At 73.2% G+C, this 22,347-nt stretch carries 20 protein-coding genes and 1 pseudogene; 12 read left to right on the plus strand and 9 right to left on the minus strand.

The window, feature by feature from the left end; genetic code table 11:
• Positions 1 to 28: 28 nt before the first annotated feature.
• The 4 genes from ACKUU6_RS20220 to ACKUU6_RS20235 all read right to left on the minus strand — a co-directional run bounded on the left by ACKUU6_RS20220 (position 29) and on the right by ACKUU6_RS20235 (position 2,720).
• Positions 29 to 625 (minus strand): nucleoside triphosphate pyrophosphatase, encoded by a 597-nt coding sequence (locus ACKUU6_RS20220; protein ID WP_407989968.1) that lies wholly within the window; start codon positions 623 to 625, stop codon positions 29 to 31.
• Positions 626 to 708: 83 nt separating this feature from the next.
• Complete coding sequence (mmpB, locus tag ACKUU6_RS20225; protein ID WP_407989969.1) at positions 709 to 834, minus strand: morphogenic membrane protein MmpB; 126 nt, start codon at positions 832 to 834, stop codon at positions 709 to 711.
• Positions 835 to 890: 56 nt separating this feature from the next.
• Positions 891 to 1,112 (minus strand): acyl-CoA carboxylase subunit epsilon, encoded by a 222-nt coding sequence (locus tag ACKUU6_RS20230; RefSeq protein WP_407989970.1) that lies wholly within the window; start codon positions 1,110 to 1,112, stop codon positions 891 to 893.
• A 15-nt stretch (positions 1,113 to 1,127) separates the two neighbouring features.
• On the minus strand, positions 1,128 to 2,720 hold the full coding sequence (locus ACKUU6_RS20235) for an acyl-CoA carboxylase subunit beta (RefSeq protein WP_407989971.1): 1,593 nt from the start codon (positions 2,718 to 2,720) through the stop codon (positions 1,128 to 1,130).
• A gap of 256 nt (positions 2,721 to 2,976) precedes the next feature.
• Here ACKUU6_RS20235 and ACKUU6_RS20240 point away from each other — a divergent pair, with 256 nt between their 5' ends.
• From ACKUU6_RS20240 to ACKUU6_RS20255, 4 genes and pseudogenes are all read left to right on the plus strand, one after another.
• Entirely contained in the window at positions 2,977 to 3,870 is an 894-nt protein-coding gene (locus tag ACKUU6_RS20240) for a biotin--[acetyl-CoA-carboxylase] ligase (RefSeq protein WP_407989972.1), read from the plus strand.
• 133 nt (positions 3,871 to 4,003) lie between these two features.
• Positions 4,004 to 5,110 (plus strand): adenylate/guanylate cyclase domain-containing protein, encoded by a 1,107-nt coding sequence (locus ACKUU6_RS20245; RefSeq protein WP_407989973.1) that lies wholly within the window; start codon positions 4,004 to 4,006, stop codon positions 5,108 to 5,110.
• Between the two features lie 210 nt (positions 5,111 to 5,320).
• A pseudogene (locus ACKUU6_RS20250) lies at positions 5,321 to 6,472 on the plus strand (diguanylate cyclase domain-containing protein); the annotation flags it as partial.
• Between the two features lie 682 nt (positions 6,473 to 7,154).
• The gene (locus tag ACKUU6_RS20255; protein WP_407989974.1) at positions 7,155 to 7,496 is read left to right on the plus strand and encodes a hypothetical protein; all 342 of its coding nucleotides are present in this window, start codon (positions 7,155 to 7,157) and stop codon (positions 7,494 to 7,496) included.
• Between the two features lie 76 nt (positions 7,497 to 7,572).
• Here ACKUU6_RS20255 and ACKUU6_RS20260 read toward each other — a convergent pair whose 3' ends face one another.
• Complete coding sequence (locus ACKUU6_RS20260) at positions 7,573 to 8,451, minus strand: MurR/RpiR family transcriptional regulator (protein ID WP_407989975.1); 879 nt, start codon at positions 8,449 to 8,451, stop codon at positions 7,573 to 7,575.
• A gap of 192 nt (positions 8,452 to 8,643) precedes the next feature.
• On the opposite strand from ACKUU6_RS20260, the gene ACKUU6_RS20265 reads away from it, so the two are divergent.
• Positions 8,644 to 9,042, plus strand: a complete 399-nt coding sequence (locus tag ACKUU6_RS20265; RefSeq protein WP_407989976.1) for a hypothetical protein — start codon at positions 8,644 to 8,646, stop codon at positions 9,040 to 9,042.
• A gap of 27 nt (positions 9,043 to 9,069) precedes the next feature.
• On the opposite strand, the gene hutH is transcribed toward ACKUU6_RS20265, so the two are convergent.
• Positions 9,070 to 10,644, minus strand: a complete 1,575-nt coding sequence (hutH, locus tag ACKUU6_RS20270) for a histidine ammonia-lyase (protein WP_407992180.1) — start codon at positions 10,642 to 10,644, stop codon at positions 9,070 to 9,072.
• A gap of 42 nt (positions 10,645 to 10,686) precedes the next feature.
• Entirely contained in the window at positions 10,687 to 11,649 is a 963-nt protein-coding gene (locus ACKUU6_RS20275) for a GlxA family transcriptional regulator (RefSeq protein ID WP_407989977.1), read from the minus strand.
• A gap of 81 nt (positions 11,650 to 11,730) precedes the next feature.
• Here ACKUU6_RS20275 and ACKUU6_RS20280 point away from each other — a divergent pair, with 81 nt between their 5' ends.
• On the plus strand, positions 11,731 to 12,324 hold the full coding sequence (locus tag ACKUU6_RS20280) for an MBL fold metallo-hydrolase (protein WP_407989978.1): 594 nt from the start codon (positions 11,731 to 11,733) through the stop codon (positions 12,322 to 12,324).
• A gap of 5 nt (positions 12,325 to 12,329) precedes the next feature.
• Here the strand turns inward: ACKUU6_RS20280 and ACKUU6_RS20285 are convergent, their stop codons facing one another.
• Positions 12,330 to 12,998, minus strand: a complete 669-nt coding sequence (locus tag ACKUU6_RS20285; RefSeq protein ID WP_407989979.1) for a response regulator — start codon at positions 12,996 to 12,998, stop codon at positions 12,330 to 12,332.
• Positions 12,995 to 14,170 carry a sensor histidine kinase gene (locus ACKUU6_RS20290; protein ID WP_407989980.1) on the minus strand — a complete coding sequence of 392 codons (1,176 nt, stop codon included), beginning with the start codon at positions 14,168 to 14,170 and terminating at the stop codon, positions 12,995 to 12,997. The genes ACKUU6_RS20285 and ACKUU6_RS20290 overlap by 4 nt, the downstream gene beginning before the upstream one ends.
• Positions 14,171 to 14,423: 253 nt before the next feature.
• Between ACKUU6_RS20290 and ACKUU6_RS20295 the strand changes: the two genes are divergently transcribed.
• From ACKUU6_RS20295 to ACKUU6_RS20320, 6 genes are all read left to right on the plus strand, one after another.
• Positions 14,424 to 16,619: an MMPL family transporter gene (locus ACKUU6_RS20295; RefSeq protein WP_407989981.1), complete on the plus strand. Its 2,196-nt coding sequence runs from the start codon at positions 14,424 to 14,426 to the stop codon at positions 16,617 to 16,619.
• 63 nt (positions 16,620 to 16,682) lie between these two features.
• A complete protein-coding gene (gene fdhD / locus ACKUU6_RS20300; protein WP_407989982.1) occupies positions 16,683 to 17,498 on the plus strand; it encodes a formate dehydrogenase accessory sulfurtransferase FdhD in 816 nt (271 codons plus the stop codon).
• A gap of 95 nt (positions 17,499 to 17,593) precedes the next feature.
• The gene (locus ACKUU6_RS20305) at positions 17,594 to 17,932 is read left to right on the plus strand and encodes a hypothetical protein (protein ID WP_407989983.1); all 339 of its coding nucleotides are present in this window, start codon (positions 17,594 to 17,596) and stop codon (positions 17,930 to 17,932) included.
• Positions 17,933 to 18,033: 101 nt separating this feature from the next.
• Complete coding sequence (gene hutU, locus ACKUU6_RS20310; RefSeq protein ID WP_407989984.1) at positions 18,034 to 19,704, plus strand: urocanate hydratase; 1,671 nt, start codon at positions 18,034 to 18,036, stop codon at positions 19,702 to 19,704.
• Positions 19,705 to 19,715: 11 nt separating this feature from the next.
• Positions 19,716 to 20,900 carry an allantoate amidohydrolase gene (locus ACKUU6_RS20315; protein WP_407992181.1) on the plus strand — a complete coding sequence of 395 codons (1,185 nt, stop codon included), beginning with the start codon at positions 19,716 to 19,718 and terminating at the stop codon, positions 20,898 to 20,900.
• Positions 20,891 to 22,240, plus strand: a complete 1,350-nt coding sequence (locus ACKUU6_RS20320) for a formimidoylglutamate deiminase (protein ID WP_407989985.1) — start codon at positions 20,891 to 20,893, stop codon at positions 22,238 to 22,240. The genes ACKUU6_RS20315 and ACKUU6_RS20320 overlap by 10 nt, the downstream gene beginning before the upstream one ends.
• Positions 22,241 to 22,347: the final 107 nt, after the last annotated feature.

A 22,347-nucleotide genomic window follows, 5' to 3' on the forward strand; every position in this document is an offset into this window, starting at 1 on the left:
GGATCTGTCCGGATCCGCACGGCGGTTCTCAGGACCAGAGGTCGGTGATCCGGACGTCGAGGTCGGCCAGCAGGCATCGCAGCAGCGGCAGGGACAGGCCGATGACGTTGCCGGGATCGCCGTCGATGCCCTCGATGAACGGGGCCGAGCGCCCGTCCAGGGTGAACGCCCCCGCCACATGCAGGGGTTCGCCCGAGGCGATGTACGCGGCCAGTTCGGCGTCGTCCGGGGTGCCGAACCGGACAGTGGTCGAGGCGGTCGCCGAGGACTCCTTGCCGGTCGAGGTGTCGATCACGCAGTGGCCGGTCCGCAGGATGCCCTCACGGCCGCGCATCGCCTGCCAGCGGGCCAGCGCGTCGGCCGGATCGGTGGGCTTCCCGAGCGCCAGGCCGTCCAGTTCCAGGACGGAGTCGCAGCCGATCACCAGCTGACGCTCCGTCAACTGACCTGCCACCACCCGGGCCTTGGCCTCCGCCAGCACCAGTGCGAGCTCGGCCGGGGTCGAGGCGGTCAGTGCGTCCTCGTCCACCCCGCTCACGATCACCTGCGGGTCGAGGCCCGCCTGACGCAGCAGCCCCAACCGGGCGGGGGAGGCGGAGGCGAGGATGAGTACGCGGTTGCTCATGCGCCCACCTTAGCCAGCGGCGGACCACCCGGGTGCGGTGCTCCCGAGCCGGGCCTTCCCGGCCCCGGCCCTCCCGAGGCGGGTCAGAGCAGCAGCAGGACCGCCATCACCAGCGCGCATGCTGCCAGCACCGACCCGGCCCGTCGCAGCATCCGCTGCACGCGACGGGCCTCGGCCGTTGTTTCGTCCGGAGGGTCTGACCAGAGCACCCTTCCAGGGTGCGCTGCCGACCGCCCGGAAGGCTTGAGTACGGATACTCAGAAAGTCAGCCCGCCCAGCCGGAGGTGCGCCAGGTGTTCGGCCCGGGCTTCGGCGTGTGCCGCAGTCGCCGGGCGCGGTCGTTCCAGGCCGAGGCCGGGCCACCGTCCGCTTGGCGGGCCGCCTCTGCGGCGGCCTGCGCGGCGGCGGCCCGGGCTGAGACCACCGCCAGGACGGTGGCCAGCTCCTCGGGGGTTGGCTGCCCGTGCAGCACCTGAATCGGAGTCATGGCTCAATCATCTCCCTAGAGCGGAATGTTGCCGTGCTTCTTCGGCGGGAGGACCTCGCGCTTGCCGCGCAGCGCCCGCAGCCCCCGGACGATGTGCCGCCGGGTCTCGCTCGGGGCGATCACCGCGTCCACGTAACCCCGCTCGGCGGCCAGGTACGGGTTGAGCAGGGTGTCCTCGTACTCAGCGACCAGTTCGGCGCGGCGGGCGTCGACGTCCTCGCCGGCCTTGGCCGCCTCGGTCAGCTCGCGGCGGTAGACGATGTTGGCCGCGCCCTGGGCACCCATCACGGCGATCTGCGCGGTCGGCCAGGCCAGGTTGAGGTCGGCGCCGAGGTGCTTGGAGCCCATCACGTCGTAGGCGCCGCCGAACGCCTTCCTGGTGATCACGGTGATCATCGGGACGGTCGCCTCGGCGTACGCGTAGATCAGCTTGGCGCCGCGCCGGATGATGCCGTTCCACTCCTGCTCGGTGCCGGGGAGGAAGCCGGGGACGTCCACGAAGGTGAGCACCGGGATGTTGAAGGCGTCGCAGGTGCGGATGAACCGGGCGGCCTTCTCACTGGCGTTGATGTCCAGGCAGCCGGCCAGGTCCATCGGCTGGTTGCCGACGATGCCGACCGGGTGGCCCTCGACCCGGCCGAAGCCGGTGAGGATGTTGCCCGCGTACAGCGGCTGGGTCTCCAGGAACTCGCCGTCGTCGAGGACGTGCTCGATCACCTTGTGCATGTCGTACGGCTGGTTCGCCGAGTCGGGCACCAGGGCGTCGAGTTCCAGGTCCTCGTCGGTGACCGAGAGGTCGGCCTCCTCGGGGAAGGCCGGCGGCTCGGAGAGGTTGTTGGAGGGCAGGTACGAGAGCAGGCTCTTGACGTACTCCACCGCCTCCTTCTCGTCCGCCGCGAGGTAGTGCGCGTTGCCGGACTTGGCGTTGTGGGTCCGGGCACCGCCCAGCTCCTCCATGCCGACGTCCTCGCCGGTGACGGTCTTGATCACGTCGGGGCCGGTGATGAACATGTGCGAGGTCTGGTCCGCCATCACCACGAAGTCGGTGATCGCGGGGGAGTAGACGGCGCCGCCCGCGCACGGGCCCATGATCAGCGAGATCTGTGGGATGACGCCCGAGGCGTGCACGTTGCGGCGGAAGATCTCGCCGTACAGGCCGAGCGAGACCACGCCCTCCTGGATCCGGGCGCCGCCGGAGTCGTTGATGCCGATCACCGGGCAGCCGGTCTTCAGCGCGAAGTCCATCACCTTGACGATCTTCTCGCCGAACACCTCGCCGAGCGAGCCGCCGAAGACGGTGAAGTCCTGGGCGAAGACGGCGACCTGACGACCGTCCACGGTGCCGTAGCCGGTCACCACGCCGTCGCCGTACGGCCGGTTCTTCTCCTGGCCGAAGTTGACCGAACGGTGCCGGGCGAACTCGTCGAACTCCACGAAGGAGTCCTCGTCCAGCAGCTCCCGGACGCGCTCACGGGCCGTCAGCTTGCCCTTGGCGTGCTGCTTCTCGACGGCGGCCGCCGAGCCGGAGTGCACGGCCTCGTCGATCCTGCGGCGCAGGTCGGCGAGCTTGCCGGCGGTGGTGTGCGGGTCGTACGACGCCTCGGTCATCCGGTCGGCTCTCCCTGATCCATCGGCCGCTCCCGGTGCATGGCTGCGTGAGGGCAGGTGCGGCGCTGCGAACTACCGCTGGGTAGCGTAGCCAGCCCGGGGCGGTTCCGGTTATGGCCAGCGACACAGTGCAGTCGGGCGTGTTTCTGCGGCAGCATGGTGCGGCTCACGGCCTGGCGGCGGGGCCCGGCGACCGGGGCGGTCGGCGGGCCGCGCGAGACCCGGTGAGCGGACGGCCGGTCGGTACGCTGGCCCGGTGACCGAGACTCCCCGCCCCCGCCGTAGTGGTCTGCGTGGCTTCGGCCATGACGGGCCGTCCCCCTGGACCGACCTGGAGCGGCCGCCGCTCGACCAGGCGGCGCTGCGGCGGGACCTGCTGACGCCGGGTGGGCTGTGGACGGCGCTGGACGTGGCGGTCGCCACCGGCTCGACCAACACCGATCTGGCCGTCCGGGCGAAGGAGGGCGCCGCCGAGGGTGCGGTGCTGGTGGCCGAGGAGCAGACGGCCGGCCGCGGCCGACTGGAGCGGCAGTGGTCGGCGCCCGCGCGCTCGGGCCTCTTCCTCTCGCTGCTGCTGCGGCCGAAGGACGTCCCGATGGAGCGGTACGGCTGGCTGCCGATCCTGGTCGGAGTCGCGGTCTCGGCCACCCTGAACCGGGTGGCCGGGGTGGACACCGGGTTGAAGTGGCCGAACGACCTCCAGGTCACCGTGGGCGGCGACGAGCGCAAGCTCGGCGGCATCCTGACCGAGCTGAGCGAAGGCGCCGTGGTGGTCGGCCTCGGTGTCAACGTCTCGCTGCGCGAGGACGAGCTGCCGGTGCCGACCGCCACCTCGCTGCTCCTGGCCGGCGCCGAGGTGACCGACCGGGACACCCTGCTGCGCGCGCTGCTGCGCGAGTTCGCCGAGCTGTACGGCGAGTGGGTGACCGCCGCGGGTGACCCGCAGGCCAGCGGGCTGCTCCCCGCGTACACCGCCCGCTGCACCACGCTCGGCCGGTCGGTGAAGGTCCAACTGCCCGGCGACCGGGAGCTGCTGGGCGAGGCGGTGGCGATCGACGGGGACGGCAGGCTGGTGGTCAGGACCACCGACGGCAGCCGGCACCCGGTCGCCGCCGGGGACGTCGTGCACGTACGGCCCCAGCGGGCCTGAAACCGTCCAGCCGGTGGGCGGCTCTCCGGCGGATGCCCCGGATCACGGGATTCCGTGCGACGATTCCACCTGGCAGCGGTGTGAGGCGCACCACTACCCGCGTGGTGGTCGGTCGCCCCTGGACAGGCAGGACATGAGGCAAGTGCGGCAACCGCACGGGGACGGACCGGTGGTGCACGAAGGCGGCGGCGAGGAGCCGGACCACGACAGCCGGACGGTCGCGCTGGACCTGGAGCGCCTGATCCTGGACGCGCCACGCAGGTACACGCCGTACCAGGCCGCCCGTGCCGCGGACGTCCCGATGGAGCTGGCCACCCGCTTCTGGCGGGCGATGGGCTTCCCCGACATCGGCCAGTCCCGCGCCCTCACCGACGGCGACGTGATCGCGCTCCGCCGACTGGCCGGTCTGGTCGAGTCCGGCCTGCTCAGCGAGTCGATGGCGATCCAGGTGGCCCGCTCCACCGGCCAGACCACCGCCCGGCTCGCGGGCTGGCAGATGGACACCTTCCTGGACAACCTGACCCAGGCGGTCGAGCCGGGTCTGACCAGGGCCGAGGTGGCCTACCCGCTGACCGAGCTGCTGCTGCCGGAGCTGGAGCAGTTCCTGGTGTACGTGTGGCGGCGTCAACTCGCTGCCGTCACCGGTCGGGTGGTCCAGGCCGCCGAGGACACCGAGATCACCAGCGGTCGGCTCGCGGTCGGCTTCGCGGATCTGGTCGGCTTCACCCGGCTCTCCCGGCGGTTGGAGGAGGAGGAGCTCGGCGAGCTGGTCGAGAGCTTCGAGAACACCTGCTCCGACCTGATCGCGGGTCACGGTGGCCGGGTGGTCAAGACCCTCGGGGACGAGATCCTGTTCGTCTCGGAGGACCCGGCCACCGCCGCCGAGATCGCGCTCAGCCTGGTCGAGGCGCTGGCCGACGTGGAGAACATCCCGGCGCTCCGGGTCGGCATGGCCTTCGGCACGGTCACCTCCCGGATGGGCGACGTCTTCGGCACCACGGTCAACCTGGCCAGCCGGCTCACCTCGATCGCGCCCAAGGACGCCGTGCTGCTGGACGGCGAGTTCGCGGCCGCGCTCGAGGGCAGCGGCGCCGCCGAGCCCTCCGGGGAGCCGGACGGCACCGAGCTGGCCGGGCCGCACCGCTTCCACCTGCAGCCGATGTGGCGTCGCCCGGTCCGCGGGCTGGGTCTGGTCGAGCCGTGGCTGCTCACCCGGATCGGGCGCACCCACCTGCCGTAACGGTCGGCCGCTCCGCACCGGATTCGCACACAATCGTCCCGGCAAAACAGACAAATTATCAACAAACCGTCATAACCTGGTTCCAGAGCGGGCAGATCAACCTGCACCAGGGACGAGGGCGAGCCGGTGAGCGAGGCGACCATGGCGGAGTGCGCACAGGCACCGTCGACGGACCGGCGGTTGCGCGCGGTGGTCGAACTGGCCCAGGACATGGCGGGGGCGCTGACCCCACTGGAGGCCGTCCGGGCCGCCGCCGTCCGGGCCACCACCGCACTCGGCGCGACGATGGCCGCCGTCTCGGTCTGGGACCGCGAGTCCGGCCGGCTGCGGGTGCTGGTCAACCACGGCGACCTGGCGGCGGGAGAGGAGGAGCTCCCCGAGGACGAGTCGTACCCGGTGGCGGATTTCCCGGAGATCGTCACCTACCTGGAGGAGCACTGGAGCACCGGCCGGCTGCCGCGCGCCTGGGTGCAGACGGCGGAGAACACCGAACCGGGCCCGCACGCGGATCCCGGCGCGGGCGCGTTCCGCCAGCAGCGCGCCGCCGGACTGCGCCGGCGCGGCCGGGAGTGCTGCCTGGTCGCACCGATCGTGCTGCACGGCCAGGCCTGGGGCGAGCTCTACCTGGCCCGTACCGCCGGTCTCGGCGTCTTCAGCGACTCGGACGCCGAGTACGCCACGCTGCTGGCCGCCCAGATTTCGGCCGGTCTCGCCGCCACCGAACGCCTCGCCGACCTGCGCCGGCTCGCCTTCACCGACCCGCTCACCGGCCTGGCCAACCGCCGCGCCGTGGACGCCAGGCTGGAGGGTGCCCTCCAGGCGCACAACCGGGACGGCACCGTGGTCTCGCTGGTGGTCTGCGACGTCAACGGCCTCAAACGGGTCAACGACCGGCTCGGCCACGAGGTCGGCGACCGGCTGCTGGAACGTTTCGCCCACCAGCTCTCGCTGGCCGCCGCCCGGCTGCCCGGATCGCTCGCCGCCCGGCTCGGCGGCGACGAGTTCTGCCTGCTGGCGGAGGGACAGAAGGCGGACGAGGTGGTCGCGGTGGCCGAGGAGCTGTGCGCCCGCGCCCTCCAACTGGCCGACGGCGAGGGCGTTGCCTGCGGAGTCGCCTCCACCGGCGACTCGATCGGTCCGGTGACCACCCCGGACCGGCTGTTCCGGCTCGCCGACGCCGCGCAGTACCGCGCCAAGGGGGCCAGGGCCGCGCACCCCGTGGTGGCCGGCCGCAGCCACGGCCCTGGCTTCTCGCCCGACCCCACCGTGCTGCTCGCCGACGCAGCCGACCCGCACCACCGCGCCGACGGCCGCCCGCGCCCCGGCCGGATCGGTGCCGCCGACCGCCGCCGGTTCCGCGGGGCCGCGCACAGCGCCGACCCCGGTCAGCTGCTCAGCGTGGTGCTCGCCGCCCTCGACCACAGCGGCGCCGGTCGGGCCGGCCACCCCGCCGACACCGTCAGTCGCCTGGAGGTGGTCGCCGAGACCGCCGCCCGGCTGCTGGACGCGGTCGGCTGGTGGATCTCGTACGTGCCGCCGGGCTCGCAGTTCATGCGGACCACCCGGCACGCCGTGTACCGGATGACCAGCGGCCCGACCAGCACCGGCGCGGAGACCCAGCGGGCCCAGATCGAGGCGCCCGACGCGGTCTTCGACCTCGGGCACTACCCGCTCACCCGCCGGACGGTGCGTGGCGGTGCGTTCGCGCTGCGCGCCGGGTCGGCCGGGAACGACGCGGCCGAGGAGGCGATGATGATGGTCAGCGGCTACAAGGCGATGGTCGCGGCGGGCGGCGGCAACGCGGCGGGCGGCTGGCTGCTCGAACTCTTCGCGGACGAGACCACCCTGCCGTTCGGTCAGATCGCCCCCGCCCTGCGCGCGCTGGTCGCGGTGGCCCTGGCCGGGCCCGCCTCGCCGCCGCCGTGAGCGGCGCCACCCTGGTCGTCACAGCTCGGGAACAGAGCTGTCGCGTCGGGCCGCCCTCTGCCACAGTGGGCGGGAACGCCAGCCGGAGGGGCCTGGGCGGGAACGAGGTACGGGGAACATGCGGACACGACTGGCTGCCACACTGCTCACCATGACGCTCGCCTTCGGCGGGGTGATGGCCACCACCGCCACGGCCAACGCCGCGAGCGTCCAGCCGAGGAACAGCGTCACCCTGATGGCCGTTCAGGGCGCGCAGCCGAGCGAAGCGGTGCTGGTGGTCGGCGCACCCGCCGTGACCAAGGTCGCGACCACGGAGCTGGCCAAGTCGAAGAGCAAGAAGAAGAAGAAGGGCCTGTCGGTCGTCGCCATCCTGATCATCCTGGTGCTGCTCGGCCTGCTGGCCGCTGCGGTGATCCTGGTGGTGCTGGCGATGAAGCGGCGCGGCAGCGACCGGCACTGACCTCCCGTCAGGAGCCCGGTCCCCTGCTCTGCCACCGACGGTCCAGGGCTCGGCGGAACAGCGGAGCGCCTGCCCGTCAGTCGAGGAAGAGCCCCCGGGCCGCCGCGGACTGTTCGATCGACTCCAGCCGGGCTTCGGCACCGGGGATGAAGTCGCACATGGTCTGCAGCAGCACCCGTCCGAGCATCATCGGTGCGCAGGCGGTGTCGAAGACCAGCCCGGTGCCCACGGCGGCCGGGAGCAGCAGGTCGGAGAGCTTCGCCACCGGCGCGAAGGCGCTGTCGGCCACCGTCAGCACGGTCAACCCGCAGTCCCTGGCCACGGTCAGAGCGTCCATCAGCTCCCGGGGGTAGCGCGGCAGCGCGAAGCAGAGCAGGGCCGACGCGCCGGCCGCGACCGCCTGCTCCAGCCGGTCGGCGAGCATCGAGCCGCCCTCGTCGAGCAGCCGGACGTCGGGGTGCACCTTGCCGGCGAAGTAGGCGAAGCCCCTGGCCTGCGCGGAGGCGGCCCGCAGACCGAGGACGGGCAGGGGCCGGGAGGCGGCCAGCAGCCGGGCGGCGCGGACGATCGGTTCGGGGTCGGCGAGCAGCTCGGCGAGGTGGCGCAGGTGGGCGATCTCGGCGAGTACGGCCTGCTGGTGCTCGTTGCGGACCACGTCGGCGTGGGTCTCGGGGGCGGCCGGTTCGCCCGCGCCGAGCTCGCGGAGCTGCTTGCGCAGGGCCGGGTAGCCGTCGAAGCCGAGCGCCACCGCGAAGCGGGTGACCGAGGGTTGGCTGACGCCGGCCAGTTCGGCCACCTCGACGCTGGAGAGGAAGGGCGCCTCGGCGGCGTGCTTGACCAGAGAGTGGGCGATCCGGCGCTGGGTGGGCGTCAGCCGGTGGCCCTCGAAGAGCTGGAGCAGCCGGGAGGAGGGGCCGACCGTACCGGTGTCGTCCGTGTTGTCCGTGGCGGTCATCAGCGGTTCCTCCGGGCGGGTCGGGCGGTGCTCGGGACGACTGTGCAGCAGTCCCGCAGTGCGGGCAACGAGGTATCGAACAGTGGGACGGGCGGAGCGGTCTCAGGGTGACCCTGACTTACCCCTGAAGAGTCCCGGAAACCGCAGACCCGAAGTGGACCGCGTGGTGTCCGGAACGACAGGATGACCGGTATGAACAGTCGCCAGGACGATCTGAAGCAGGACCTCGACGCGGCGCTCCAGACCCGCAGGGAGCTCGGTCGGGAGTACGAGACGGAGATCGTCGACTCCTTCCTGACCCGGCTGGACGCCCGGATCGACGCCCAGGTCGACCAGCGGGTGGCCGATCGGCTGGCCGAGCACGGCGTGGGTGACGTTCGGCGCGGGGGCCGCGGCGGCTGGGCGTCGGCCGGCCGACTGCCGGTGGTCTCCCTGGTGCTGGCCATTCCGCTCACCGGGATCGCCGCCGGTGCCAGCCTGACCGGGATGATCGTCTGCTGGGCGGGTATCGCCGGGGTGAACATCGCGGCCGCGGTCGGCTCACGGATCGAGCGCCGGGACTTCGGGCCGGGCCGGAGCGACTGGAAGTGATGTCCGGTCGCCCCGGCCCGACAGGTCCTAGGCCAGCGGCCCGGTGACCTGCTCGACCGCGGTGACCAGCTCGCCCGAGGCGACCAGCGCGGCGGCGGCCTCCAGGTCGGGCGAGAGGAAGCGGTCGCGGCCCGCGCCGCCGACCCCGGCCGCGCGGGCGGTGGCCAGTGCGACGGCGGTCGCGGGAGCCGGCGGCCCGCTCCCGTTGTCCACGCGGATCTCCAACGCGCGGGCGGCGGCGGTCAGTTCGACCGCCAGGATGCGGCCGAGGTTTTCCACCGACTGACGCAGCTTGCGGGCGGCGGACCAGCCCATCGAGACGTGGTCCTCCTGCATCGCGGAGGACGGGATCGAGTCCACCGAGGCCGGGACGGCGAGGCGCTTGTTCTCGCTGACCAGGGCGGCCTGGGTGTACTGGGCGATCATCAGGCCGGAGTCCACGCCCGGGTCGTCGGCCAGGAAGGCCGGCAGGCCGTGCGAGCGGGCCTTGTCGAGCAGCCGGTCGGTGCGGCGCTCGGAGATCGAACCGAGGTCGGCGGCGGCGATGGCCAGGAAGTCCAGAACGTACGCGACCGGGGCGCCGTGGAAGTTGCCGTTCGACTCGACCCGGCCGTCGGGCAGTACCACCGGGTTGTCGACCGAGGCGGCCAGCTCGCGGGAGGCGACCAGCTGGGCGTGGGCCAGGGTGTCCCGCCCGGCGCCGGCGACCTGCGGGGCGCAGCGGATCGAGTACGCGTCCTGGACCCGCGGCGCGTCGTCCTGGTGATGCCCTGTCAGGGCGGAGCCCTTGAGCACGGCGAGCATGTTGGCGGCGGAGAGCGCCTGGCCCGGATGCGGGCGGATCGGGCCGTGCAGCTCGGGGGCGAGCACCTTGTCGGTGCCGAGCAGCGCCTCCAGCGACATCGCGGCGGTGATGTCGGCGGTGGTGAACAGGCGGGCCAGGTCGGCCAGCGCCATCACCAGCATGCCGAGCATGCCGTCGGTGCCGTTGATGAGGGCCAGGCCCTCCTTCTCCAGCAGCTCGACCCGCTCGATGCCGGCCTCGGCGAGCAGCTCGCCGGCGTCCCGCTCGACACCGTCCGGGCCGAAGGCGGTGCCCTCGCCCATCAGCGCGAGCGCGCAGTGCGACAGCGGCGCCAGGTCGCCGGAGCAGCCGAGCGAGCCGAACTCCCGGACCACGGGTGTGATACCGGCGTTCAGCATGGCGGCCATGTTCTGCGCGACCAGCGGGCGGACCCCGGTGCGGCCGGAGGCCAGCGTCTTCATCCGCAGGAAGATCAGCGCCCGGACCACCTCGCGCTCCACCACCGGGCCCATGCCGGCGGCGTGCGAGCGCACCAGCGAGCGCTGGAGCTGGGCCCGCAGCTCGGGGCTGATGTGCCGGACGGCGAGCGCCCCGAACCCGGTCGAGATGCCGTACACCGGGCGGGGCTCGGCGGCCAGGGCGTCGATCCGGGCGCGGGCGGTGGCCATCTCGGCGAGCGCGTCGGGGCCGATCTCGACCCGGGCGTTGCCACGCGCGACGGCGATCACGTCCTCCGCACTGACGTCGGCCTTGCCGACCAGGACCAGCGGAGCGTCGGGGTCCACAGCACTGTGCATATCCATATACACAATCACACCAGGTGAATGAAGATATGACAACTATGGTGCGGTCGCCCGGGCGAACGAGCGCCGGTACGACCGGGGCGGCACCCCCCGGCGGCGGACGAACTGTTCGCGCAGCACGGTGGCGCTCCGGTAGCCGACCTGGCGGGCGATCTCCTCGACCGGCAGGTTCGTGGTCTCGAGGAGCTCCTCGGCCCGGCTGAGCCGCAGGTTGAGCAGCCAGGAGTGCGGGGTGGTGCCGGTGGCGGCGGCGAACCGCCGGGCGAAGGAACGTCGGCTCATCAGCGCCCGGCGGGCCAGTTCCGTCACCGGGAGCGGCTGGTCGAGATGGGCCCTGGCCCAGTCCAGCACCTCGGCCAGCCGGTCGTCCTGGCAGTCCTCGGGGACGGGCGTGGCCACGTACTGGGCCTGCCCGCCGGCCCGGTGGGAAGGCAGCACCAGGTCCCGGGCGATCGCGTTGGCGGTCGCGGCGCCGTGCTCGCGCCGGAGCAGGTGCAGGCAGAGGTCGAAGCCGGCGGCCGCACCCGCACCGGTGACGAGCCGGCCCTCGTCCACGTACAGGGCACCGGCGTCGACCTCGACGGCCGGATGCCGACGGGCCAGCAGGTCGGCGAACCGCCAGTGGGTGGTGGCCCGGCGGCCGTCCAGCAGCCCGGCGGCCGCGAGGGCGAAGGCCCCGACGCAGTGGCTGGCGACCAGGGCGCCGCGCCGGTGGGCGGCTGACAGGGCGTCGAGTACGGCGGGCGGCGGTGCGGTGCGGAAGTCCGCCCAGGGCAGCGCGAGGACCAGGTCGGCGGTGGCCAGCCGGTCGAGACCGTGCCCGACCAGGAGCGGGAGCCCGGTGTCGGTCCTGACCTGCCCGGGGTGGTCGGTGCAGAGGGCGAAGTCGAAGGCGGGCAGGTCGCCCCCGCGCCGGTCGAACACCTCGGCGACGATGCCCGCCGCGAGCATGCCGACGCCGGACGGGGCGTACGCGGCGACGGTCAGGAAAGGTGGCATCCGGGGAGTGTGGCACGAAACCCGCGATCAGCGGCAGAAAGGCCACTCGTACCGGACCGGCCGGCCCGGAAGACTTGAGGCATGACAGACGCACCGCGCGGCCGCAGCGCCCAGTACACGGTCCTGACCACGGGTTACACCCTCTCCACCGGCCCCGGCGTGGCGGCCACGGTCTCGTACGTCACCGACGGGGACCGGCACGTGGTGATCGACCCGGGCATGGTGGCCGGCCGGGACCGCATCCTAGGCCCGCTCGCCGGGCTGGGCCTCGGGCCCGAGGACATCACCGACGTGGTGCTCAGCCACCACCACCCGGACAACATCATGAACGTCGGTCTCTTCGGCCGGGCCCGGGTGCACGACCACAAGGCGATCTACCAGGACGACCGGTGGACCGACCGGGACGCCGAGGGCCACGAGCTCACCCCCTCGCTGCGGCTGATCCGCACCCCCGGCCACAGCGCCGAGGACATCACCCTGCTGGCCGGTACGGCCGAGGGCGTGGTGGCCTTCGTCGGTGACCTCTGGTGGCGGCCGAACGGCCCGGTGGAGGACCCGGTCGCCCCGGACCTCGACCAGCACCGACGCTCCAGGCTGCGGGTCCTGGCCGCCGCCGACGTGCTCGTCCCCGGCCACGGCGCACCCTTCGCCGCCGACGGCGACGCGCCGCTCTGACCGGGCTACTGCCCCTCCGGGCTTCGGGCGGTGACCAGGCCCGATTCGTACGCCGCGATGACCGCCTGGGCACGGTCGCGGACGGCGAGCTTGCCGAACAGGCTGGTGATGTGGTTCTTGACGGTGGAGAGGCTGAGCTCCAGGGCGCGGGAGATCCCGGCGTTGTCCAGCCCGGTGGCCATCAGCCGCCACACCTCGACCTCGCGCGGGGTGAGCTCACCGAGACCGGCTGGCGCCGGCCGGTCACTGCCAGGGGCCCGTACGTAGGTGGAGATCAGGCGGGTGAGCAGGCGCGGGGCGACCACCGCCTCGCCCGCGTGCACGGTCCGGATCGCCGCGCCCAGCTCCTCCGGGGAGCTGTCCTTGGGCAGGAAGCCGTACGCCCCGGCGCGCAGGGCGCCCACCACGTACTCGTCCAGGTCGAAGGTGCTGAGGGCCAGCACCCGGCAGTCGGGCACGGCGGCGGCGAGCTCGCCGGTCGCGGCGACGCCGTCGAGGACGGGCATCCGGATGTCCATCACCACGACGTCCGGGCGTAGTCGGCGGGCGAGGGTCACGGCCTGGGCGCCGTTCTCGGCCTCTCCCACCACCTCGAAGGAGGGGTCCGGCGAGAGGATCAGCGACAGGCCGCGCCGGACCAGCGGCTGGTCGTCGACGATCAGCACCCTGATCACTGCTCCACCTCCTCTGCGGTCAGCGGAAGGTCGGCCAGCACGGCGAACCCGCCCTCGGGCAGCGGGCCGACCGCGAGGGTGCCGCCGTGCAGGGCGACGCGCTCCCGCATCCCGATCAGGCCGTAACCTCCCGGGCCCGACGGTGGCGGCGCACCGCCGCCGTCGTCGCGCACCTCGACGGTGACGCCGTCCTGACGGTAGGTCAGCCGGACGGAGGCCCGGGCGCCCCCCGCGTGCTTGCGGGTGTTGGTCAGGGCTTCCTGGGCGATCCGGAACACCGTGAGACCCACCGTCGGTGGCAGCGGACGCTGGGGTCCGTGGACGCCGAACTCGGTCGGCAGCCCGGCCAGCCGGGACTCGGTCACCAGGCGGTCGAGGTCGTCGGCGCCGGGCTGGGGCAGCGACGGGGTGGTCTCTGGTTCGTCACCGGCTCGCAGGACGTCGAGGAGCTGGCGCATCTCGCGCAGCGCGAGCCGTCCGGAGGACTCCAGGGTGACCAGCGCGTCCCGGACCACCTCGGGCTTGGCGAGGTTGGCCCGGGCGCCGCCGGCCATCAGCTGCATGGTGGTGATGTGGTGGGCCACGATGTCGTGCAACTCCCGGGCGATCCGCCGCCGTTCGTCGGCCACCGCGCGGTCCGCGACCAGTCGGCGGTGAGCCGCCACCTCGCGCTGCCGGTGGTTGACCGCCAGCGCGGCGCCGACGACGATCGCGGTGGAGAGCAGGGGTCCGATGATCTCCGGCCAGGGCGGGGTCCGGCCGTGGCTCTGGCTCAGCAGCGTCACCGCCGCCGTCGCGACGCCCGCGACCACCGTCACCCGGCCGGGGCACGCCCGCGCGACCGTGTACAGCGCGACCAGCAGGACGGCCCCGAAGTGGCTGGGCAGCGGCGCGACCACGGAGGCGGTCGCGTCGAGGACCAGGACGGCGGCCAGCACCGGCACCGGGTGGCGGTGCCTGGCCAGCAGCGGCAGGGCCGCCAGCGCGACCAGCAGGAAGCCGGCCACGTTCACGTCGTACCGGCCGTCGGGGTAGTCGAGGAAGACGTAGCTGAGCAGGTTCACCGCGCAGGCCCCGCCGGTGACCAGCGCCTCGTTGGGGGACCACGGCTGCTCGGCACGGTCCGGGCGTCGCGGCTTCTCGGCGCCGCCGGACCCGCTGCTCCTGGGCATGTCCGCCCTCTCTGTGTCTGCTCTGCCGACCCTCCGGGACAGCCTCGCACAGCGGGTGCGGTCGCCCGTACCGGCGCCGGACGGAGATGCGGACCAGGACCCTGGTCCTGGTCCGGGGCCCGGGGAGGACCCAGGGCCCCGGTCCGGATCATCCGCTGCCCCGACGCCCACCGGCCCCTCGGACTGATGGTCTGGAGACAGGCCGGGAATCCCCGGTCGACGTCCGCACCAGACCCGTCCGCCGGAGGACACCTTGATCCGCGCCCTGACCGGATGCTCCACCAGAAACCCATGGAAGGTCATCGGCCTCTGGGCGGTGCTGGGCTTCATCCTGATCGCCCTGGCCCCGACCATGACGGCCCGGGTGACCCAGCACCAGACCGGGGACTTCCTGCCGCCCGGCTACGACTCGGCCGCCGCGCTGCGGATCGCGGAGGAGCGGTTCGGTCTCGACCCGGACGCCACCGTGGTCACGCTGCTGGTGGCCCGCTCCGACGGCGGGCCGCTGAGCGCCGCCGACCAGCAGCGGATCGAGGCCGAGGCGGCGAAGCTGTCCCAGCGCCGGGTGGCCATGCCCCGGGAGGACGACGTCCCCGCGTTCCTGGTCCCGGACAGCTCCCAGACGCCCCGGATCGCCCCGGCGATGACGGCGCCCGACCGGAGCTTCGAACTGCTCTCCGTCCAGCTGACCGGGAACCCCTCGGACCGTGGCGTCCAGGGCGTCTACCGGACCTTCCGGGACTCCGCCGTGACGCAGTTCGGCGAGGCGGGGATGCGCACCGGCTTCACCGGTGGTCTCGCTGACCTGGTCGACACCACCGACGCCAACGAGACCGCCACCAAGGTCGGGGGCGCCCTGGTCATGGGGCTCATCGTCCTGCTCAACGTGCTGGTCTTCCGCAGCGTGCTGGCCGCCGTACTGCCGCTGCTCGCCGTCTCCATGATCGGCGGCGTGGCGATGGGCGCCGTCGCGGGCGCCGCGATGCTGACCGGGCGCAAGCTCGACCCCAGCACCCCCGGGCTGATCAACGTGGTGCTGCTCGGCATTGGCATCGACTACCTGCTCTTCCTGTTGTTCCGCTTCCGCGAGCAGCTGCGCAACCGGCCCGAGCAGAACGCCAGGGAGGCGGCCGCCCAGGTCTCGGGACGCGTGGGCACCGCGATCACCTCGGCGGCGCTGACCATCGTGGCCGCGTTCGCCACGCTCGGCCTGGCGACTTTCGGCCAGTTCCGCTCGCTGGGCCCGGCGATCGCCGTCGCGGTGCTGGTGATGCTGCTCGGCAGCCTCACCCTGCTGCCCGCGCTGCTCGCGGCCGCCGGACGGAAGATGTTCTGGCCCTCCCGGACCCTGCGCCACGAGCCGCCCGCGGGCCGGGCCGCCCTCTTCGGCGCCCTGGTCACCCGACGGCCGCTGACCGCGCTGGCCGCCTCCGTCGCCCTGCTGGCCGCGCTGACCGCCGGCGTGATCGGCATCCGGATGGACTACGGCCGGGGCGACTCCGGTGAGAGGACGCCCTCGGTGGTCACCGCGGCCGAGATCGCGAAGGCGCTGCCGGCCGGCGTGTCCGACCCGACCAGCGTCTTCGTCACCGCCACCGACGGCGGCACCCTGACCACCGCCCGCCTCGACGGCCTCCACCGCGCGCTCACCCAGGTCGCGGGCGTGGCCCAGGTCGCCCCGACCGTCCTGAACGGCGACCACCGGGCCGCCCGGATCGACCTCTACCCGACCGCCGACGCGCAGAGCCAGCAGGCCCGCGACCTGGCCTCGGGACCGGTCAGGGCCGCCGTCGCCGGGAACACGCCCGCCGGGACGACGGCCCACGTGGGCGGGACGGCGGCGATCCTCGCGGACGTCTCGACCGCCGTGGACCACGACCTCAGGATCGTCTTCCCGGTCGCCGCCGCGCTGATCGCGCTGATCCTGCTGCTGCTCCTGCGCAGCCTGCTGGCGCCGGTGGTCCTGATGCTCTCGGTCGGGCTCGGCTTCGCCGCCACCCTCGGTGCCGCCACCCTGCTGTTCCAGCACGGTCTGGGCAGGCCGGGCGTCAGCTTCACCCTCCCGCTGGTGCTGTTCCTGTTCGTGGTCGCGCTGGGCACCGACTACAACATCCTGATCACCGACCGGATCCGGGAGGAGATGCGGCGCCCCGGCCCGGCCCGCGCCGCCGTGGCCCGCGCGGTACGGCACACCGCTCCGGCCATCGCGACCGCCGGGCTGGTGCTGGCAGGCTCCTTCGCCTCGCTCGCCACCACCCCGGGCAGCGAACAGGTCGCGTTCGCGATGGCGCTCGGCATCATGCTCTCCGCGCTGGTCCTCTCGCTGGTCCTGGTCCCGGCCATCGCCGCACTGCTCGGCCGGGCCCTCTGGTGGCCGCTCAGGTCGCGGCCCGCGGAGCACCCGGCGGCGGCCCCGGCCCCGGAGGCCGAGCGGCTCCCGGTGCACTGAGTCCCGGACGGAGTCGTAGCCTGGCAGGCGGTGGCCGGTCGGCCGTGAAAGGGGTACGGACGGATGGCACGGGCGACGGTGCGGCGGCGGGTGCTGCGGCTGCGCGGGGACGAGCGCGGTGAGCGGGCGGACGCGCTGGCGGCGGAGGAGCCGTTGGAGATCCGGGTCGGCGGCGAGCCGTTGACCGTGACGATGCGCACCCCCGGGCACGACTTCGACCTGGTGGCCGGCTTCCTGGTCGGCGAGGGCATGCTGCACACGGCGGAGGAACTGGCCGGGCTGCGGTACTGCGCCGGGACCGACGCGGACGGGCTGAACACGTACAACGTGGTGGACGCGGCCCTGCGCGGCGGCCGCCCCGCGCTGACGACCCATCGGAACCTGCTCACCACCAGCGCCTGCGGCCTCTGTGGCCGGGACACCGTGGACGCGGTGCGGACCAGGGTCCGGTGGCCGGTCGCGGACGACCGGGTGCGGGTGCGGCCCCGGGTGCTGTACGGGCTGCCGGACCAACTCCGCTCCGCCCAGCGGGCGTTCGAATCCACCGGCGGTCTTCATGCGGCCGGGCTGTTCACCGCGGACGGCGAACTGCGCTGCGTCCGGGAGGACGTCGGGCGGCACAACGCGGTCGACAAGGTGGTGGGCTGGGCGCTCCGGGAGGGCCTGCTGCCGCTGACCGGCCACCTGCTGCTGGTCAGCGGCCGGGCCTCGTTCGAGCTGACCCAGAAGGCGGCGCTGGCCGGCATCCCGGTGCTGGCCGCCGTCTCGGCGCCGTCCTCGCTGGCGGTGGAGCTGGCGGAGGAGCTGGGCCTGACCCTGGTCGGCTTCCTGCGCGGCGAGGGCGCCAACGTCTACACGGGCGCCGACCGGCTGGCCTAACAACAGCTCGGTCACGCCCGGTTGCTGACGATCCGTGAGCGGGCATTCCCTCAGTGGGCCCTGACGACAGGGCCGAACGGGGGTGCTCGCCCATCATGCGCGTGATCCACGAGATGAAACTGGTCGGCCGGCTCGCCTCGGGCGCCGACGAATGGTCCTGCCCCACCTGTGGCCGCCGGATCGCACTCCGCCAACCGCCCCGCCCCGACCTCACCGTCCTGGAGGAGGGTGACGACACCGCCGTGCACGTCGGCGTGATCAACCCGGGTCCGACCGCCTCGGCCGCCGCCGAGAGGTACGGCCTGGGCCCGATCCAGGAGATCCCCCGCCCGCCCCGCCCCGCCGTCCCCGATCCGCCCGGTGAGGACGACCGCGCCTGGCTCGCCGACATCGGCATCAGCTGGGACGGCGGCGGCGGCGACGCGGCGGCCTGAGGAGTGCGGCGCGGTGCCGCGCCTCTGGCCGCCGTCCGAGTGATTGGATATATTCAGTCCAACAGACTTTGAATGAATCCATCCGCAAGGAGACCGTGAGCATGGTGCAGCAGCAGGGCAGTGGTCCGCGCGAGGTGCGTGCGGCGCGTGGGACGCAGCTGACGACGCAGGGCTGGCAGCAGGAGGCCGCACTGCGGATGCTCATGAACAACCTCGACCCCGAGGTGGCCGAGCACCCCTCCAAGCTGGTGGTCTACGGCGGCACCGGCAAGGCGGCCCGCGACTGGCGCTCGTACGACGCGATGGTGCGCACGCTCCAGACGCTCAAGCAGGACGAGACCATGCTGGTCCAGTCCGGGCGGCCGGTCGGCGTGATGCAGACCCACGAGTGGGCGCCCCGGGTGCTGATCGCCAACTCCAACCTGGTCGGCGACTGGGCGAACTGGGAGGAGTTCCGCCGGCTGGAGAACCTCGGGCTCACCATGTACGGCCAGATGACGGCCGGCTCGTGGATCTACATCGGCACCCAGGGCATCCTGCAGGGCACGTACGAGACCTTCGGCGCGGTGGCCGCGAAGAAGTTCAACGACACCCTTGAGGGCACCATCACCCTGACCGCCGGTCTCGGCGGCATGGGCGGCGCCCAGCCACTGGCCGTCACCATGAACGGCGGCGTGGCGATCTGCATCGACTGCGACCCGTCCCGGATCGCCCGCCGGATCGAGCACCGCTACCTGGACGTCGAGGCCAAGAACCTCAACCACGCGCTCGAACTCGCCACCGCCGCCCGCGACAAGCGGCAGCCACTGTCGATCGGCCTGCTGGGCAACGCCGCCGAGCTGTTCCCGCAGCTGCTCGCCATGGACGCCCCGATCGACATCGTCACCGACCAGACCAGCGCACACGACCCGCTGGCCTACCTGCCGATCGGCGTCGACTTCGACGACATGGCGGACTACGCGGCGGCCAAGCCGGCCGAGTTCACCCAGCGTGCGCGGGAGTCGATGGCCAGGCACGTCGAGGCGATGGTCGGCTTCCAGGACCGTGGCGCCGAGGTCTTCGACTACGGCAACTCGATCCGTGGCGAGGCCCAACTCGCGGGCTACGACCGCGCGTTCGCCTTCCCTGGCTTCGTCCCGGCGTACATCAGGCCGCTGTTCTGCGAGGGCAAGGGCCCGTTCCGCTGGGCCGCGCTCTCGGGTGACGCACAGGACATCTACAAGACCGACAAGGCCGTGCTCGACCTCTTCCCGGAGAACGAGTCGCTGCACCGCTGGATCAAGATGGCCCAGGAGAAGGTGCACTTCCAGGGCCTGCCGGCGCGGATCTGCTGGCTCGGCTACGGCGAGCGCGACAAGGCCGGTGAGCGGTTCAACGACATGGTGGCGAGCGGCGAGCTGTCCGCCCCGATCGTGATCGGCCGCGACCACCTGGACTGCGGCTCGGTGGCCTCCCCGTACCGGGAGACCGAGGCGATGCTCGACGGCTCCGACGCGATCGCCGACTGGCCGCTGCTGAACGCCATGGTGAACGTCGCCTCCGGCGCCTCCTGGGTCTCCATCCACCACGGCGGCGGCGTCGGCATCGGCCGGTCGATCCACGCCGGTCAGGTCACGGTCGCCGACGGCACCCCGCTGGCGGGCGAGAAGATCCGCCGGGTGCTCACCAACGACCCGGGTATGGGCGTGATCCGGCACGTGGACGCCGGGTACGACCGCGCGGTCGAGGTCGCCGACGAGCGCGGTGTGCGCATCCCGATGGGTGAGCTGTGACCTTCGAAGCGATGTGGGCGGAGCTGCTCCCCGTGGGCCGCTCCGTCTCCTCGGGCGGCTACCGCAGGCACGCCTGGAACTCGGCCGACGCCGAGTGCCGGGCCTGGTTCGAGCAGCAGGCCACCGACCGGGGTCTGACCTACGAGCTGGACCGCAACGGCAACCAGTGGGCCTGGCTGGGCGATCCGACCGGGGAGGGCGCGATCGTCACCGGCTCGCACCTGGACTCGGTGCCGGACGGCGGCGCCTTCGACGGCCCGCTCGGGGTGGTCTCCTCCTTCGCCGCCCTCGATGAACTCCGGGACCGTGACGCGCAGTTCGCGAAGCCGCTGGCAATCGTCAACTTCGGCGACGAGGAGGGCGCCCGGTTCGGCGTGGCCTGCATCGGCTCCCGGCTCAGCGCCGGGGTGCTCGGCCGGGAGCAGGCGTACGAGCTGCGCGACGCCGACGGCGTCCGGCTGCCCGACGCGATGGAGCGGGCGGGCTACGACCCGGCCGCGATCGGCGCGGACCAGGACCGGCTGCGCCGGGTCGGCGCCTTCGTGGAGCTGCACGTCGAGCAGGGCCGCTACCTGACGGAGGACCAGCCGATCGGTGTGGCCAGCGCGATCTGGCCGCACGGCCGCTGGCGGTTCGACTTCCACGGTGAGGCCAACCACGCCGGGACCACCCGGATCGAGGACCGCCGCGACCCGATGCTGACCTTCGCCGACACGGTGCTCTCGGCCCGGCAGCAGGCCGAACTGGCCGGAGCGCTGGCCACCTTCGGCAAGGTCGTGGTGGAGCCGAACGGCACCAACGCGATCGCCTCGCTGATCCGGGGCTGGCTGGACTCGCGGGCAGCCGACGAGACCGTCCTGACCGAACTGGTCGAGCGGATCAGGCAGTCCGCGCTGCGGCGCGGCGAGCGGGACGGCGTCCGGGTCGAACTGACCCGCGAGTCCTACACCCCGGTGGTCGACTTCGACGGACCGCTCCGCGACCGCCTGGCCAAGCGGCTCGGCGGCGTCCCGGTGCTGCCGACCGGAGCGGGACACGACGCCGGGATCCTGGCGTCCGCCGTCCCGACCGCCATGCTGTTCGTACGTAACCCGAGCGGGGTCTCGCACTCCCCGGCCGAGTACGCCGAGCAGGCCGACTGCCTGGCCGGCGTGGCCGCGCTCGCCGACGTACTGGAGGACCTGGCGTGTCAGTGACCACCTACTGGGCCGAGTACGCCTGGCTGCCGCACGTCAACGGTCCGGTGGTCGAGCGGGACGTGCTGGTCGAGGTGGCGGACGGCCGGATCACCCGGGTCGCACCGGACGGCGGGCCCTGCCCGCCCGGCGCGGTCCGGCTGGCCGGTCTGCTGCTGCCCGGCCAGGCGAACGCCCACTCGCACGCCTTCCACCGCGCGCTCCGCGGCAGCGTCCAGGTCGGCTCCGGCACCTTCTGGACCTGGCGGGACACCATGTACCGGTTCGCCGGTGCGCTCGACCCGGACAGCTACCTGGCGCTGGCCACCGCCGTCTACGCCGAGATGGCGCTCGCCGGGATCACCAGCGTGGGCGAGTTCCACTACCTGCACCACGCTCCCGGCGGCGGCCGGTACGCCGACCCGAACGCGATGGGCCACGCCCTGATCGAGGCGGCGGCCCGGGCCGGTATCCGGATCACCCTGCTGGACACCTGCTACCTCTCCTCCGGCTTCGGCGCCGAACCGACCAGGCACCAACTCCGGTTCAGCGACGGTGACTCGGACGCCTGGGCGGAGCGGGTCAGCGCCCTCAAGGCCACCGACCACGCCCGGATCGGCGCCGCCGTGCACTCCGTCCGGGCCGTCCCCGCCGGGCAGTTGAGCACCGTCGCGCAGTGGGCCACGGCAGCGGACGCCCCCCTGCACGTCCACCTCTCCGAGCAGACCGCCGAGAACGACGCCTGCCTCACCGCCCACGGCGTCACCCCGACCAGGCTGCTCGCCGACCACGGCGTGCTCGGGCCGCGCACCTCCGCCGTGCACGCGACCCACCTGACGGACCAGGACGTCCAGCTGCTCTCGGACTCCTCGACCAACATCTGCATGTGCCCCACCACCGAACGCGACCTCGCGGACGGCATCGGGCCCGCCCGGCGGCTCGCCACCGCCGGGTGCCCGATCACCCTCGGCAGCGACAGCCACGCGGTGATCGACCCGTTCGAGGAGGCCCGGGCGCTGGAGCTGAACGAACGCCTGCGCACCCGCACCCGGGGCCACTGGACGGCCAACGCCCTGCTTCGCGCGGGCGGCGAGGACGGCCACGCCTCCCTCGGCTGGCCCGAGGCGGGCCGTATCGAGGCGGGTGCGCTGGCCGACTTCACCGTGGTGGCGCTCGACTCGGTCCGCACCGCCGGGCCGCCGCCCGCCCTCGGCGCCGAGACGGCGGTCTTCGCGGCCTCGGCCGCAGACGTCCGCCACGTGGTGGTCGGCGGTCGGCACATCGTCAAGGACGGGCAGCACCAGCTCGTCCCCGATGTCGCGACCGCCCTGGGCACGACGATCGCCGCCCTCCGGTCCTAGACTGCGGGGCGTGTGCCCGAGCGGGGCTGATCCGCTCGGGCACACGCCTTTCGCTGGGCGCCCGACCAGGCACCCCAGGGGCCTTCGGCTCCCCGCCGACCCACCCA

The organism is Kitasatospora sp. CMC57, assembly GCF_045866025.2.
Lineage (GTDB): Bacteria > Actinomycetota > Actinomycetes > Streptomycetales > Streptomycetaceae > Kitasatospora.

Excerpts from the sequence above, each read along its gene's own strand:
- ACKUU6_RS20220 (WP_407989968.1), bottom strand. The coding sequence starts at position 625 with ATGAGCAACCGCGTACTCATCCTCGCCTCCGCCTCCCCCGCCCGGTTG.
- ACKUU6_RS20230 (WP_407989970.1), bottom strand. The coding sequence starts at position 1,112 with ATGACTCCGATTCAGGTGCTGCACGGGCAGCCAACCCCCGAGGAGCTG.
- ACKUU6_RS20235 (WP_407989971.1), bottom strand. The coding sequence starts at position 2,720 with ATGACCGAGGCGTCGTACGACCCGCACACCACCGCCGGCAAGCTCGCC.
- ACKUU6_RS20245 (WP_407989973.1), top strand. The coding sequence starts at position 4,004 with ATGAGGCAAGTGCGGCAACCGCACGGGGACGGACCGGTGGTGCACGAA.
- ACKUU6_RS20255 (WP_407989974.1), top strand. The coding sequence starts at position 7,155 with ATGCGGACACGACTGGCTGCCACACTGCTCACCATGACGCTCGCCTTC.
- ACKUU6_RS20260 (WP_407989975.1), bottom strand. The coding sequence starts at position 8,451 with ATGACCGCCACGGACAACACGGACGACACCGGTACGGTCGGCCCCTCC.
- ACKUU6_RS20265 (WP_407989976.1), top strand. The coding sequence starts at position 8,644 with ATGAACAGTCGCCAGGACGATCTGAAGCAGGACCTCGACGCGGCGCTC.
- hutH (WP_407992180.1), bottom strand. The coding sequence starts at position 10,644 with ATGCACAGTGCTGTGGACCCCGACGCTCCGCTGGTCCTGGTCGGCAAG.
- ACKUU6_RS20275 (WP_407989977.1), bottom strand. The coding sequence starts at position 11,649 with ATGCCACCTTTCCTGACCGTCGCCGCGTACGCCCCGTCCGGCGTCGGC.
- ACKUU6_RS20280 (WP_407989978.1), top strand. The coding sequence starts at position 11,731 with ATGACAGACGCACCGCGCGGCCGCAGCGCCCAGTACACGGTCCTGACC.
- ACKUU6_RS20290 (WP_407989980.1), bottom strand. The coding sequence starts at position 14,170 with ATGCCCAGGAGCAGCGGGTCCGGCGGCGCCGAGAAGCCGCGACGCCCG.
- fdhD (WP_407989982.1), top strand. The coding sequence starts at position 16,683 with ATGGCACGGGCGACGGTGCGGCGGCGGGTGCTGCGGCTGCGCGGGGAC.
- ACKUU6_RS20305 (WP_407989983.1), top strand. The coding sequence starts at position 17,594 with ATGCGCGTGATCCACGAGATGAAACTGGTCGGCCGGCTCGCCTCGGGC.
- hutU (WP_407989984.1), top strand. The coding sequence starts at position 18,034 with ATGGTGCAGCAGCAGGGCAGTGGTCCGCGCGAGGTGCGTGCGGCGCGT.
- ACKUU6_RS20315 (WP_407992181.1), top strand. The coding sequence starts at position 19,716 with ATGTGGGCGGAGCTGCTCCCCGTGGGCCGCTCCGTCTCCTCGGGCGGC.